The sequence below is a fragment of the Streptomyces sp. NPDC044044 genome, assembly GCF_056434405.1.
Genome location: NZ_JBWKFG010000003.1, coordinates 96,538 through 109,396 on the forward strand (window position 1 = coordinate 96,538; position 12,859 = coordinate 109,396).

The 12,859-nt window shown below is 69.6% G+C and carries 13 protein-coding genes; 8 read left to right on the forward strand and 5 right to left on the reverse strand.

What is annotated here, in order from left to right:
- The first annotated feature begins 9 nt into the window (after nt 1–9).
- The gene (locus AC07AG_RS11405; protein WP_478754122.1) at nt 10–969 is read left to right on the forward strand and encodes a polysaccharide deacetylase family protein; all 960 of its coding nucleotides are present in this window, start codon (nt 10–12) and stop codon (nt 967–969) included.
- A gap of 22 nt (nt 970–991) precedes the next feature.
- Here AC07AG_RS11405 and AC07AG_RS11410 read toward each other — a convergent pair whose 3' ends face one another.
- On the reverse strand, nt 992–1,132 hold the full coding sequence (locus AC07AG_RS11410; protein WP_478754124.1) for a hypothetical protein: 141 nt from the start codon (nt 1,130–1,132) through the stop codon (nt 992–994).
- Nucleotides 1,133–1,454: 322 nt separating this feature from the next.
- On the opposite strand from AC07AG_RS11410, the gene groES reads away from it, so the two are divergent.
- Both groES and groL read left to right on the forward strand, forming a co-directional pair.
- A complete protein-coding gene (gene groES, locus AC07AG_RS11415; protein ID WP_006347174.1) occupies nt 1,455–1,763 on the forward strand; it encodes a co-chaperone GroES in 309 nt (102 codons plus the stop codon).
- A gap of 116 nt (nt 1,764–1,879) precedes the next feature.
- Nucleotides 1,880–3,505 (forward strand): chaperonin GroEL, encoded by a 1,626-nt coding sequence (gene groL, locus AC07AG_RS11420; RefSeq protein ID WP_478754126.1) that lies wholly within the window; start codon nt 1,880–1,882, stop codon nt 3,503–3,505.
- 160 nt (nt 3,506–3,665) lie between these two features.
- Here groL and AC07AG_RS11425 read toward each other — a convergent pair whose 3' ends face one another.
- Both AC07AG_RS11425 and AC07AG_RS11430 read right to left on the reverse strand, forming a co-directional pair.
- On the reverse strand, nt 3,666–4,439 hold the full coding sequence (locus AC07AG_RS11425) for an SDR family NAD(P)-dependent oxidoreductase (protein ID WP_478754128.1): 774 nt from the start codon (nt 4,437–4,439) through the stop codon (nt 3,666–3,668).
- A 92-nt stretch (nt 4,440–4,531) separates the two neighbouring features.
- Nucleotides 4,532–5,209 (reverse strand): MOSC domain-containing protein, encoded by a 678-nt coding sequence (locus AC07AG_RS11430; protein ID WP_478754129.1) that lies wholly within the window; start codon nt 5,207–5,209, stop codon nt 4,532–4,534.
- 80 nt (nt 5,210–5,289) lie between these two features.
- Between AC07AG_RS11430 and AC07AG_RS11435 the strand changes: the two genes are divergently transcribed.
- Nucleotides 5,290–6,186 carry a LysR family transcriptional regulator gene (locus tag AC07AG_RS11435; RefSeq protein WP_478754131.1) on the forward strand — a complete coding sequence of 299 codons (897 nt, stop codon included), beginning with the start codon at nt 5,290–5,292 and terminating at the stop codon, nt 6,184–6,186.
- A 25-nt stretch (nt 6,187–6,211) separates the two neighbouring features.
- Here AC07AG_RS11435 and AC07AG_RS11440 read toward each other — a convergent pair whose 3' ends face one another.
- Nucleotides 6,212–6,574, reverse strand: coding sequence for a WhiB family transcriptional regulator (locus tag AC07AG_RS11440; RefSeq protein ID WP_478754133.1), 363 nt, complete (start codon nt 6,572–6,574; stop codon nt 6,212–6,214).
- Between the two features lie 389 nt (nt 6,575–6,963).
- On the opposite strand from AC07AG_RS11440, the gene AC07AG_RS11445 reads away from it, so the two are divergent.
- The 4 genes from AC07AG_RS11445 to AC07AG_RS11460 all read left to right on the forward strand — a co-directional run bounded on the left by AC07AG_RS11445 (nt 6,964) and on the right by AC07AG_RS11460 (nt 11,371).
- Nucleotides 6,964–7,575, forward strand: a complete 612-nt coding sequence (locus AC07AG_RS11445) for a response regulator transcription factor (RefSeq protein WP_003948568.1) — start codon at nt 6,964–6,966, stop codon at nt 7,573–7,575.
- Nucleotides 7,576–7,841: 266 nt separating this feature from the next.
- On the forward strand, nt 7,842–8,417 hold the full coding sequence (locus tag AC07AG_RS11450; RefSeq protein ID WP_055549856.1) for a sigma-70 family RNA polymerase sigma factor: 576 nt from the start codon (nt 7,842–7,844) through the stop codon (nt 8,415–8,417).
- Nucleotides 8,418–8,569: 152 nt separating this feature from the next.
- Complete coding sequence (gene guaB / locus AC07AG_RS11455; protein WP_478754135.1) at nt 8,570–10,078, forward strand: IMP dehydrogenase; 1,509 nt, start codon at nt 8,570–8,572, stop codon at nt 10,076–10,078.
- A gap of 168 nt (nt 10,079–10,246) precedes the next feature.
- Nucleotides 10,247–11,371, forward strand: coding sequence for a GuaB3 family IMP dehydrogenase-related protein (locus AC07AG_RS11460; protein ID WP_249588295.1), 1,125 nt, complete (start codon nt 10,247–10,249; stop codon nt 11,369–11,371).
- A 97-nt stretch (nt 11,372–11,468) separates the two neighbouring features.
- Here the strand turns inward: AC07AG_RS11460 and AC07AG_RS11465 are convergent, their stop codons facing one another.
- Nucleotides 11,469–12,722, reverse strand: a complete 1,254-nt coding sequence (locus tag AC07AG_RS11465) for a nucleotide sugar dehydrogenase (protein WP_478754137.1) — start codon at nt 12,720–12,722, stop codon at nt 11,469–11,471.
- Between the last annotated feature and the right edge of the window lie 137 nt (nt 12,723–12,859).

A 12,859-nucleotide genomic window follows, 5' to 3' on the forward strand; every position in this document is an offset into this window, starting at 1 on the left:
TCCGGCGCCATGCAACTAGTACGACAAAACGACAAATTCAGGGCGAGATGGAAGGCGCGGGGGCCGGTCCCGGCGCTGGGCCGGGTGAGGGGCCGGGTGCGGGCCGGGGCGGCCGTGCTCACCGTCGCCGCGATCGCCTCCGGCTGTGCGTCGGGCGCCGACGGCGGGGCCAATCCCGCCCCCGGCCAGCAGCGCCTGGACGCGCCGCCCGCCCGCGCCCTGGACTCCTACGCCCAGAAACTCCGCGTCGCCCAGGTCGCCCGCGCCGCCGCCGCGAAGCGCTGGGGCCTGGCGAAGACCCCGCTGACCGCGCCGACCGCCCCGGCCGTCAAGCCGAAGATCACCACGCGCAAGGGGTTCGAGGTCAAGGGGCAGGCGAGCCTGCCGCCCGTCTTCACGACCATCCCGACCAAGAAGAAGATCGTCTTCCTGACCATCGACGACGGCGCCGAGAAGGATCCGGCGCTGCTCAAGATGATGAGCGACCTGAAGATCCCGTACACCGCGTTCCTCAGCGACTACCTGGTCAAGGAGGACTACGGCTACTTCAAGAAGATGCAGTCCCGCGGGGTCGCGCTGAACAACCACACGCTCAACCACCGCTACCTGCCGGGGCTTTCGTACGAGGGCCAGCGCCGCGAGATCTGCGGCATGCAAGACGTCATCCAGAAGCGCTACGGCAAGCGGCCCGAGCTCTTCCGCCCGCCGTACGGCAACTACAACGCGGATTCGCTGCGCGCCGCCAAGACCTGCGGCATCAAGGCGGTCCCGCTGTGGGCGTCCGAGGCCTTCCCCAACCGCATGGACTGGCGCGAGTGGGACCGGGACCTGCACCCCGGCGACATCATCCTCACGCACTTCCGCGGGCGCGAGGACTGGAAGGGCACGATGCCCGACATGGTCCGCAAGGTCATGAAGACGGTCACCGACAAGGGGTACGCGGTGGCCAGGCTGGAGGACTACCTGTGACGGGGCGGGCGCGGGCACACCGCTACTTCGCCGCGGCCCTCGCGGCGGGCGTGCTCGCGCCCGCGCTGCTCACGGGGTGCGCGCAGTCGGTGGACCCGATCGAGCGGCTGGGCAGGAAGGCGGCGGAGAAGGTCCCGCCGAGGAAACCGGTGGCCTCGCCCACCTGTGCCCCACCTGCCGGGCCACTGAAATCAGGGCGGCACACGGCAGCGGAGACGGAACCGCCGACTCCCGGGAAACGTTGCCGCGAGGGGCGTGACGCCATCTCCACACCCCCGGAAGGCGCTCCGTCCCGATAAGACCCGCGTCAGTGAATTAGCAGTCCGCTTGACCGAGTGCTAATCGTCGTCCTAGTCTCGGCCTTGGCACTCACCACTGGAGAGTGCCAACAGCGACGGGCAGGTCCGGCACCCGCGACGACGGATCCACCTGGTCGCCACCCCAGACTGTTAACCCCGTAGATCTCCGAAGGGGGAGACCGGATCGTGACGACCGCCAGCTCCAAGGTTGCCATCAAGCCGCTCGAGGACCGCATTGTGGTCCAGCCGCTCGACGCCGAGCAGACCACGGCCTCTGGCCTGGTCATTCCGGACACCGCGAAGGAGAAGCCCCAGGAGGGTGCTGTCCTCGCTGTGGGCCCGGGCCGCTTCGAGAACGGCGAGCGCCTGCCGCTCGACGTGAAGGTCGGCGATGTCGTGCTGTACAGCAAGTACGGCGGCACCGAGGTGAAGTACAACGGCGACGAGTACCTCGTCCTCTCGGCTCGCGACGTGCTCGCGATCGTCGAGAAGTAATTCACCTGCTTCACCAGTATTGATTTGAGCTGCGCCCCTGGTCACCCCGCTGATTGCCGGGCGGCGAGGGGCGCAGTTCGTTGAAACCGAGTATCCGAGAGGGCTGAACCGCTCCCATGGCGAAGATCCTGAAGTTCGACGAGGACGCCCGTCGCGCCCTCGAGCGCGGCGTCAACAAGCTTGCCGACACGGTCAAGGTGACGATCGGCCCCCGCGGCCGCAACGTCGTCATCGACAAGAAGTTCGGCGCGCCCACCATCACCAACGACGGTGTCACCATCGCCCGTGAGGTCGAGGTCGAGGACCCGTACGAGAACCTCGGCGCGCAGCTCGTCAAGGAGGTGGCGACCAAGACCAACGACATCGCGGGTGACGGCACCACCACCGCGACGGTCCTGGCCCAGGCCCTGGTCAAGGAAGGCCTGCGCAACGTAGCCGCCGGCGCCTCCCCGGCCGCCCTGAAGAAGGGCATCGACGCCGCCGTCAAGGCCGTGTCCGACGAGCTCCTCTCGACCGCGCGCCCGATCGACGACAAGGCCGACATCGCGGCCGTCGCCGGTCTGTCCGCCCAGGACCCGCAGGTCGGCGAGCTCATCGCCGAGGCGATGGACAAGGTCGGCAAGGACGGTGTCATCACCGTCGAGGAGTCCAACACCTTCGGCCTGGAGCTCGACTTCACCGAGGGCATGGCCTTCGACAAGGGCTACCTGTCCCCGTACATGGTGTCCGACCAGGAGCGTATGGAGGCCGTCCTCGACGACCCGTACATCCTGATCCACCAGGGCAAGATCTCCTCGATCCAGGACCTCCTGCCGCTGCTCGAGAAGGTCATCCAGACCAACGCCTCGAAGCCGCTCCTGATCATCGCCGAGGACGTCGAGGGCGAGGCCCTGTCGACCCTGGTCGTGAACAAGATCCGCGGCACCTTCAACGCCGTCGCGGTGAAGGCCCCGGGCTTCGGTGACCGCCGCAAGGCCATGCTCGGTGACCTCGCCACCCTCACCGGCGGCACCGTCATCGCCGAAGAGGTCGGCCTCAAGCTCGACCAGGTCGGCCTGGACGTGCTCGGCACCGCCCGTCGCGTGACCGTCACCAAGGACGACACGACCGTCGTCGACGGCGGCGGCGACGCCTCCGAGGTCGCGGGCCGCGTCAACCAGATCAAGGCCGAGATCGAGTCCACGGACTCGGACTGGGACCGCGAGAAGCTGCAGGAGCGCCTGGCGAAGCTCGCCGGTGGCGTCTGCGTGATCAAGGTCGGCGCCGCGACCGAGGTCGAGCTCAAGGAGAAGAAGCACCGTCTGGAGGACGCCATCTCCGCGACCCGCGCCGCGGTCGAGGAGGGCATCGTCTCCGGTGGTGGCTCCGCTCTGGTGCACGCCGTCAAGGTGCTCGAGGGCAACCTCGGCAAGGAGGGCGACGAGGCCACCGGTGTCGCCGTCGTCCGCCGCGCCGCCGTCGAGCCGCTGCGCTGGATCGCCGAGAACGCCGGCCTCGAGGGCTACGTCATCACCTCGAAGGTCGCCGAGCTCGACAAGGGCTTCGGCTTCAACGCCGCGACCGGCGAGTACGGCGACCTGGTCAAGGCCGGCGTCATCGACCCGGTCAAGGTCACCCGCTCCGCCCTGGAGAACGCCGCGTCCATCGCGTCGCTGCTCCTCACGACCGAGACCCTGGTCGTCGAGAAGCCGGCCGAGGAAGAGGCCGACGCCGGGGGCCACGGCCACGGTCACTCGCACTGACCCGCTGCGCTCGGCTTGAACGGTGACCGAGGCCCGGCTTCCCTGGTGAGGGAAGCCGGGCCTCGGTCCTTTTCGGGTTCTCGTCCGCCGGGTTGCGCGCCGTTGCCGGACGCGGGTCGTGGTCCGTCCTCGCGCAGTTCCCCGCGCCCCTGTCGACGCTCTACTGCGGGCCGTATTTCCTGCCCGTCCTCGATGTCACCCCGCCCAGCAACGCCCTCGGCGTCACCTTCACCACGCCCATCAGCGCCTTGTAGCGGGGGTCCGGGATGGACAGGGTCTTGCCCCGCGCCAAGTCGGAAAGCGCCGCCGCGACCAGCTTGTCCGCGTCGAGCCACATCCACTTGGGGATGTTGGACGTCCCCATCCCGGCGCGCTCGTGGAACTCGGTCCGTACGAACCCGGGGCACAGGGCCATCAACCGCACCCCGGAGCCGGCCAGGTCCTTCGCCGCGCCCTGCGTGAACTGCACGACCCACGCCTTCGACGCCCCGTACGTCCCGCGCGGCACGAACGCCGCCACCGAGGCGACGTTCACGACGCCCCCGCGGCCCCGCTCCCGCATCGATTCCGTCGCCGCCGACGTCAGCCGGAGCACTGCCTCGCAGTGCACCTTCAGCATCGTCAACTCGTCCTCGATCGACACCTCCAGATACTTGCCCTTGTTGCCGAACCCGGCGTTGTTCACCAGCAGGTCGACCGGGTTCCTGCGGTCCGCGAGCCGCTTCTCGACGGTGGTGATCCCGTCGTCCGTCGCGAGGTCCGCGGTGAGGACCTCCGCCTCGATGCCGTGCCGGTCGTGCAGTTCGGTCGCCTGTTCCCGCAGTCGCTCGGTGTTCCGTGCCACCAGGACCAGGTTGTGGCCGTCACCGGCGAGCCGCCGGGCGAAGGCCGCGCCGATACCGGCGGTCGATCCCGTAATCAGAGCCGTAGTCATGGACCAAGGCTAGTGAGATCCGCAGACCGCTGTGTCGCCCGGACGGGCCCCTTGACCTGCTGCCTCGTCAAGTCGCCGGTGCAGAAAGTCAGTTACGAGGTCTGCGAGCCGTACTTCTCCACATACTTCCGAGCCGTTTCGATCGCCTCGGGGTGCAGCGCGTCCCCGGCGGCGAGCAGGCGCGGCAGCAACTCCCTCTCCGTCGTGACGGCCCTGAACTGGAGGGCGACGGTGATGTCGTGCCCCGGCCGGTGCACGACATCGATCGTGTCGCCGCCCCGGATCTCGCCCGGTTCGATCACCCGCAGATAGGCGCCGGGAGCACCTTGCTGCGTGAAGCGCTTGACCCACTTCGTCTCGCCGAGATGGCCCTGGAACGTCTGACAGGGAATGCGGGCCGACGTCACCTCGATGAGCAGATCGGGGCCGACGCGCCAGCGCTCGCCGATCTCCGCGCCGTTCACGTCGAGCCCGGAGGTCGTGAGGTTCTCGCCGAAGGAGCCGCCCGCCAGCGGGTGGCCGAGCAGGCGCTCCCACTCGTCCAGGTCCTCGCGCGCGTAGGCGTACACCGCCTGGTCGTTCCCGCCGTGGTGCCGCAGGTCGCAGACCTCGTCCCCGGCGACCCCGCTCCCGGCGGCACCCTTGGGGCCGGGAGCCGCCACCCGTACGGCCCCTTCGGCGGGGTGTTTGTCGATGCCGGTACTGCCCGAGGGCGCGTCGGTGTACTCGACGGCCTTGTGCCGGCCCAGATTCACGGAGAGAAGCTTCATGGCGGGAAGGGTAGGCGAGCTCACTCAAAGCGTCGACGCATTATTGGGCATTTAATCCAAGCGTCACTTATGCTTGATTCATGATCGAGGCCCGTCATCTCCGCGTCCTGCGTGCCGTCGCCGCCACCGGCTCCTTCTCGGCCGCCGCGCGTGAGCTCGGCTGCACCCAGCCCGCCGTCAGCCAGCAGATGAAGGCACTCGAAACCTCCGCGGGTACGCCGCTCCTGATCCGCACAGGCCGTGAGATGCGCCTGACTCAGGCGGGCGAGGCCCTGGTCCGGCACGCCGCGGGGATCCTGGCGGGACTGACCGCCGCCGAGGAGGAGGTCGCCGCCATCGCGGGCCTGCGGGCGGGCCGGGTCCGCCTCGTCTCCTTCCCCAGCGGCAGCTCGACGCTGGTGCCGAGCGCGCTTGCCGCCCTGCGCGCGGCGCACCCCGGCACCCGGGTCTCGCTGGTGGACGCCGAGCCGCCGCGCTCGGTCGAGATGCTGCGCGAGGGCGACTGCGACGTGGCGCTCGCCTTCCGGTACGACGGTGCTTCCGCCGCCGAGGAATGGGACGACCTGGTCGTGCGCCCGCTGCTCGCCGACCGGCTCGTCGGCCTCGTGCCCGAGGGGCACCGGCTCGCCATGGCGGAGTCGGTCGCCATCGGGGAACTGGCCGACGAGCCGTGGATCGCGGGCTGTCCGCGCTGTCGCAGGCAGCTGGTCGAGGTCTGCGAGGGGGCGGGGTTCGTGCCCCGCATCGATTTCGCGACCGATGACTATCCGGCGGTGATCGGCCTGGTCGGCGCAGGCCTGGGGGTCGCGGTGCTGCCCGAGCTCGCCATCGAGTCCGTACGCCCCAAAGGTGCACGCACAGTGACGGTGGAGCCTGCCGTCCAGCGCGAGATCGTCGCGCTCACCCTGCCGGATCTGGCGCAGGTGCCCGCTGTGGCGGCCACCCTTGACCACCTCGCGCGGGCCGCGGAGCGCTGAGCGCGCGCCGCGAAGAAACGTTCCTTCAGGTACGCGTGACCATGCCGCCGTGCGCCGTCGAGGCCGTGGCGGACGCCGATGCAGACGGCGTGGATGTCGTGACGAGGCGGTTGCGGGCGCGGCCCATGAGCTCCTCGCGCTCGTCCTCGGTGAGCCCGCCCCAGACGCCGTACGGCTCCCGTACCGCGAGGGCGTGAGCGGCGCACTCCGCGCGTACCGGGCACCTCATGCAGACCTCCTTGGCGGAGTTCTCACGCGCACTGCGTGCCGCGCCCCGCTCGCCCTCGGGGTGGAAGAAGAGCGAGCTGTCGACCCCGCGGCAGGCCGCGAGGAGCTGCCAGTCCCAGAGATCTGCGTTCGGTCCTGGAAGGCGGGAGAAATCTGCCATTGCTTGTCTCCTGGTAGCCGTTCTGCGCGGATACGGTGCCCATGACCGTACATCTACTGTCTAAGGAGATGAAAATATGACTCATTGGAAAATCTAGCCACAGACACCAGCAAAAGGGAAGGAAGAGGGCTAAATGGGGCATGGGTTGTGATGAAAGGTTGAGGGTCTCTCGCGCTGCCTGCTCTGTGTCCGCGCCCTCACGTAGAGTGCCGAACGAGGCCGACCGCCCCGTAACTCTTTCGGGTGACCGTCGTTGAGAGTGCGAGGCGGTTGAAAGAACAAGCGCTCGGGCAGATGTCCGAGAGCGTCAACCGCACAGGTGACGAATATGTACCAGCCTGGAGGCTCAAGGTGACGCGCAGCAGCTGTGAGAGCCGCGGAGGACAGTCATGACATCCGTCCTCGTCTGCGACGACTCCCCGCTTGCCCGAGAGGCGCTCCGCCGCGCGGTCGCGACCGTGCCCGGCGTCGAGCGCGTGACGACAGCGGCCAACGGCGAGGAAGTCCTCCGCCGCTGGGGCGCCGACCGCTCGGACCTGATTCTGATGGACGTACGCATGCCCGGTCTGGGCGGCGTGGAGACAGTTCGGCGGCTGTTGTCCGCCGACCCCGGTGCGCGCATCATCATGCTCACCGTCGCCGAGGATCTGGACGGTGTCGCGCTCGCGGTCGCCGCCGGTGCCCGCGGCTATCTGCACAAGGACGCCTCGCGCGCCGAACTGCGCGCGACCGTCACCCAGGCGCTCGCCGACCCGACGTGGCGACTGGCTCCGCGCAGACTGCGCTCGGCCGAGATGGGCGCGGCGCCCACCCTCACCGCGCGTGAGATCCAGGTGCTCGAGGGCATGAGCCACGGCAGGTCCAACGCCGAGATCGGACGTGAGCTTTTTCTCTCCGAGGACACGGTCAAGACCCACGCCCGGCGGTTGTTCAAGAAGCTCGGCGCCTCGGACCGCGCGCACGCCGTGGCGCTCGGTTTCCGCTGGGGCCTGGTCCGATAGGTGTGCCGCCGTGCGGGCACGGCGCTCCCCGCCCGCCGTGTGGTGGGCGGGGCGACGGACGCCCGTCGCTCCCTCTCGCGGGAGCGGTTGCCGTTGCTTCGCCGCCGATGCCGCATCCTTGAGGTGTGGAGTTCCTCGGGGACAGGTCGGTCGAGCGGGAGGGGAGGGCGCACGAGATGAGTTCCGGCGCACCTGCTCATAACGCTTCGGTGCACAACTACGGACGTGGTGCCACGGATCAATCAGCGCCAAGGCACCATGGACCGATGCGCGATGACAAGACGACGGTGATCGGTGCCCTCGTCCTTCGCGCGGTCGAGGGTGATGAGCAGGCCACGCACGATCTGCTGGCTCATGTGCACCCGCTGGCGCTGCGGTACTGCCGCACACGGCTGTCCCGACTGCCGGGTGACGCGCGGCACTTCGTGGAGGATCTGGCGCAGGAAGTGTGCGTCGCGGTCCTCCTCGCGCTGCCGCGCTACAAGGACACGGGACGTCCCTTCGAGGCGTTCGTCTTCGCGATCGCCGCGCACAAGGTCGCCGACCTGCAGCGCGCGGCGATGCGCCATCCCGGATCCACGGCGGTGCCGTCGGACGAGATGCCGGAGCGCCCCGACGACTCCCTCGGTCCCGAGGAGCGCGCGCTGCTCAGCAGCGACGCCGAGTGGGCCAAGAAGCTCATGGCCAACCTTCCGGAGAACCAGCGCGAGCTGCTGCTCCTGAGGATCGCCGTCGGGCTCACGGCCGAGGAGACCGGGCAGATGCTGGGGATGTCCCCGGGGGCCGTGCGTGTCGCGCAGCATCGCGCGCTGAGCCGGTTGCGGGCACTGGCCGAGCAGTAACGATCACCGGTTGCCCGACGATCGCCTTCGGCGTCCGTTCATGACGTATGAACGTACAAACCTGGTCGATGATCTTGCTCGTGGAATGAGACACCCTCCGTTCCCGTTAGCATGGACATCCGCACCGATCAAGGCCATTTGGGGAAGGTGTCATGACTGCAAACGTCGACGGAGTGCCCGAGAAATTCGCGACGCTCGGGCTGACCTACGACGACGTGCTGCTGCTGCCCGGCGCGTCGGACATGGCGCCGGACCAGATCGACACTTCCTCGCTCATCTCGAAGAACGTGCGCGTGAACGTCCCGCTGCTGTCCGCGGCGATGGACAAGGTCACCGAGTCCCGCATGGCGATCGCCATGGCGCGGCAGGGTGGCGTCGGCGTGCTGCACCGCAATCTCTCCATCGCGGACCAGGCCAACCAGGTCGACCTCGTGAAGCGCTCCGAGTCCGGCATGGTCACCGACCCGATCACGGTGCACCCGGACGCGACGCTCGGCGAGGCCGACGCGATCTGCGCCAAGTTCCGCATCAGCGGCGTCCCGGTGACCGACCCCGCGGGCAAGCTGCTCGGCATCGTCACCAACCGCGACATGGCCTTCGAGTCGGACCGCACGCGCCAGGTGCGCGAGGTCATGACCCCGATGCCGCTCGTCACCGGCAAGGTCGGCATCTCCGGCGTGGACGCCATGGAGCTGCTGCGCCGCCACAAGATCGAAAAGCTTCCGCTCGTCGACGACAGCGGTGTCCTCAAGGGCCTCATCACGGTCAAGGACTTCGTCAAGGCCGAGAAGTACCCCGGTGCCGCCAAGGACAGCGAAGGCCGCCTCCTGGTGGGCGCCGCCGTCGGTGTCGCGGGTGACGCCTTCGAGCGCGCCCAGGCCCTCATCGAGGCGGGCGTCGACTTCATCGTCGTCGACACCGCGCACGGCCACTCCCGCCTGGTCGGCGACATGGTCGCCAAGATCAAGTCCAACGCCTCGGGCGTGGACGTCATCGGCGGCAACATCGCCACCCGTGACGGCGCCAAGTCCCTCATCGACGCCGGTGTCGACGGCATCAAGGTCGGCGTCGGACCGGGCTCGATCTGTACGACGCGTGTCGTCGCCGGTATCGGCGTCCCGCAGGTGACGGCCATCTACGAAGCGTCGCTCGCCGCCAAGGAGGCCGGTGTCCCGGTCATCGGCGACGGTGGCCTGCAGTACTCGGGCGACATCGCCAAGGCGCTCGTCGCCGGCGCGGACACGGTCATGCTGGGCTCGCTGCTCGCAGGCTGCGAGGAGTCCCCGGGCGAGCTGATGTTCATCAACGGCAAGCAGTTCAAGTCGTACCGCGGCATGGGCTCGCTGGGCGCGATGCAGACCCGCGGCGACCGCAAGTCCTTCTCCAAGGACCGCTACTTCCAGGAGGGCGTCGCCTCCGACGAGAAGCTGGTCCCCGAGGGCATCGAGGGCCAGGTGCCCTACCGCGGCCCGCTCTCCTCCGTCGTGCACCAGCTGGTCGGCGGTCTGCGCCAGTCGATGTTCTACGTAGGCGGCCAGACGGTGCCGGAGCTCCAGAAGAACGGCCGTTTCGTGCGGATCACGTCGGCGGGCCTCAAGGAGAGCCACCCGCACGACATCCAGATGACGGTCGAGGCGCCGAACTACACGAACAAGCGCTGACGGCCTCACCGGCAAAGATGTGCTGACAGCGTTCCACGCGCGCGTGGGGGCGGGTCCGGATTCCCGGGGCCGCCCCCTTTGCGCGCGTCGGGGATACTGGAGCGGCAGACCGAGTGCCGAAGTGCCGAAGAAGTGCGAAGTACCGAAGAAAGCTGAAGGGCCACCCACGTGACTGAGATCGAGATCGGGCGCGGCAAGCGCGGCCGCCGCGCGTACGCCTTCGACGACATCGCCGTCGTGCCGAGCCGTCGTACCCGCGACCCGAAGGAGGTCTCGATCGCCTGGCAGATCGACGCCTACCGCTTCGAGCTGCCCTTCCTGGCGGCGCCGATGGACTCGGTCGTCTCGCCGCAGACCGCGATCCGCATCGGCGAGCTGGGTGGACTCGGCGTGCTGAACCTCGAGGGCCTGTGGACGCGGTACGAGGACCCGCAGCCGCTGCTCGACGAGATCGCGGAGCTGGACACCGACAACGCGACCCGGCGCCTCCAGGAGATCTACGCGGCCCCGATCCAGGCCGACCTGATCGGGCAGCGCATCAAGGAGGTGCGCGACTCGGGCGTGGTCACCGCCGCCGCGCTCTCCCCGCAGCGCACCGCCGAGTTCTCCAAGGCCGTCGTGGACGCCGGCGTCGACATCTTCGTGATCCGCGGGACCACGGTCTCCGCCGAGCACGTCTCCGGTGCCGCCGAGCCGCTCAACCTCAAGCAGTTCATCTACGAGCTCGACGTGCCGGTGATCGTCGGCGGTTGCGCCACGTACACCGCGGCCCTGCACCTGATGCGCACGGGTGCGGCCGGTGTCCTCGTCGGCTTCGGCGGTGGCGCCGCGCACACCACGCGCAACGTCCTGGGCATCCAGGTGCCGATGGCCACGGCCGTCGCGGACGTCGCGGCCGCCCGCCGTGACTACATGGACGAGTCCGGCGGCCGGTACGTGCACGTCATCGCGGACGGCGGCGTGGGCTGGTCCGGCGACCTGCCCAAGGCCATCGCCTGCGGCGCCGACTCGGTGATGATCGGCTCCCCGCTGGCGCGCGCCACGGACGCGCCGGGCAAGGGCCACCACTGGGGCATGGAGGCCGTCCACGAGGACGTGCCGCGCGGCAAGCGCGTCGACCTCGGTGTGGTCGGCACGACCGAGGAGATCCTCTCCGGTCCCTCGCACATCCCGGACGGCTCGATGAACTTCTTCGGGGCGCTGCGCCGTGCGATGGCGACGACGGGCTACAGCGAGCTCAAGGAGTTCCAGCGCGTCGAGGTGACGGTCGCGGACGCGCAGCACAAGCGCTGACGCTGCGCCGAGCAGAACGTGTGACCGATGTGGGGCCCGGACGCCGATGCGTCCGGGCCCCACACGCATGCGGTGAGCCGCACGCGCGCGTGCCCGGCTACAGGCGGTGGGCCGCGCCCGCCGGGGTCGCGCCCCGGGTGTCGAGGAGCAGCTGGGCCTTCACGGCGAGACCCTGCAGGTCGTACGTGCGGTGGTGCTGGAGCAGGATCGTGAGGTCGGCGTCGGCCGCCGCCTCGTAGAGGGAGTCCGCGCGGGGCACGGGGTGGCCGAGGACGCTCCAGCTGGGCACATAGGGGTCGTGGTAGCTGACGGCGGCGCCCATCTCCATCAGGCGGGTCGCGACCTCCTGGGCGGGGGAGCCCTGCTGGTCGGCGAGGTCGGGCTTGTAGGTGACGCCGAGGAGCAGGACGCGGGCGCCGCGGGCGGACTTGCCGTGTTCGTTGAGCAGGGTCGCCGAGCGCTGGATCACGTACCGGGGCATGCGGTCGTTGACCTGCTGGGCCAGTTCCACCATGCGCAGGGGGCGGGCGCCGCGGCCGGGGCCCGGGATGTCCAGGGGGACACCGTGGCCGCCTACGCCGGGTCCCGGGCGGAAGGCCTGGAAACCGAAGGGCTTGGTCTCGGCGCAGCGGATGACGTCCCACAGGTCGATGCTCAGGTCGTGGCAGAGCACGGCCATCTCATTGACCAGGGCCATGTTCACGTGCCGGTAGTTGGTCTCCAGGAGGTGCACGGTCTCGGCCTCGCGGGGGCCACGCGCGCGTACGACCTTGTCGGTGAGGCGGCCGTAGAAGGCGGCGGCCGATTCGGTGCAGGCCGGGGTGAGGCCGCCGATGACCTTGGGGGTGCCCGCGTAGCCGTGCGTGCGGTTGCCCGGGTCGAGGCGGCCCGGCGAGTGCGCGAGGTGGAAGTCGCGGCCCGCGCGCAGGCCTGAGCCCTCTTCGAGGATGGGGCGGAGGAATTCCTCCGTGGTCCCCGGGTAGGCGGGGGACTCGAGGATGACCGTGGTGTGCGGGCGCAGGCGCGCGGCCAGGGCGCGGGCGGCTTCGGCCACCTGGCTCAGGTCGAGGGTGCGGTCGGCCGCCGGAGGGGTGGGAGCGCAGATGACCGCGGTGCGGACCCGGCCGAGCTCGACCGGGTCGGTGGTGGGCCGAAAGCCCCTGGAGAGCATCCGGCGGACATCGGCGGCGGTGAGGGTTCCCTCGGCGCCGTCGCAGGGCAGGCGGCCGCCGGCCAGGTCGACGGCGCGGGCGGGGTCGTAGCCGATGGTGGCGATGCCGCCGGAGACGGCGGCCTGGGCGAGGGGCAGGCCGAGGTGGCCGAGACCGATGACGGCGAGATCTGCGGGCATGGCGGTGGGCCGTCCTCCCAATAGCCGGAGCGGGACGAGCGCGCAAGCCCTGTGGACAAGGTGGACCAGCGCAATGTCAGACTAGGAGTAAATATGACCGTTATGCGGCATTGCGCTGCGCCAGGCCTCGGAGTGTT

Bases quoted from the DNA above. Each gene is read 5' to 3' on its own strand.
- AC07AG_RS11405 (WP_478754122.1), top strand. From the start codon at position 10: ATGCAACTAGTACGACAAAACGACAAATTCAGGGCGAGATGGAAGGCG.
- AC07AG_RS11435 (WP_478754131.1), top strand. From the start codon at position 5,290: ATGATCGAGGCCCGTCATCTCCGCGTCCTGCGTGCCGTCGCCGCCACC.
- AC07AG_RS11445 (WP_003948568.1), top strand. From the start codon at position 6,964: ATGACATCCGTCCTCGTCTGCGACGACTCCCCGCTTGCCCGAGAGGCG.
- AC07AG_RS11465 (WP_478754137.1), bottom strand. From the start codon at position 12,722: ATGCCCGCAGATCTCGCCGTCATCGGTCTCGGCCACCTCGGCCTGCCC.
- guaB (WP_478754135.1), top strand. From the start codon at position 8,570: ATGACTGCAAACGTCGACGGAGTGCCCGAGAAATTCGCGACGCTCGGG.
- AC07AG_RS11450 (WP_055549856.1), top strand. From the start codon at position 7,842: ATGCGCGATGACAAGACGACGGTGATCGGTGCCCTCGTCCTTCGCGCG.
- AC07AG_RS11440 (WP_478754133.1), bottom strand. From the start codon at position 6,574: ATGGCAGATTTCTCCCGCCTTCCAGGACCGAACGCAGATCTCTGGGAC.
- AC07AG_RS11425 (WP_478754128.1), bottom strand. From the start codon at position 4,439: ATGACTACGGCTCTGATTACGGGATCGACCGCCGGTATCGGCGCGGCC.
- AC07AG_RS11430 (WP_478754129.1), bottom strand. From the start codon at position 5,209: ATGAAGCTTCTCTCCGTGAATCTGGGCCGGCACAAGGCCGTCGAGTAC.
- groL (WP_478754126.1), top strand. From the start codon at position 1,880: ATGGCGAAGATCCTGAAGTTCGACGAGGACGCCCGTCGCGCCCTCGAG.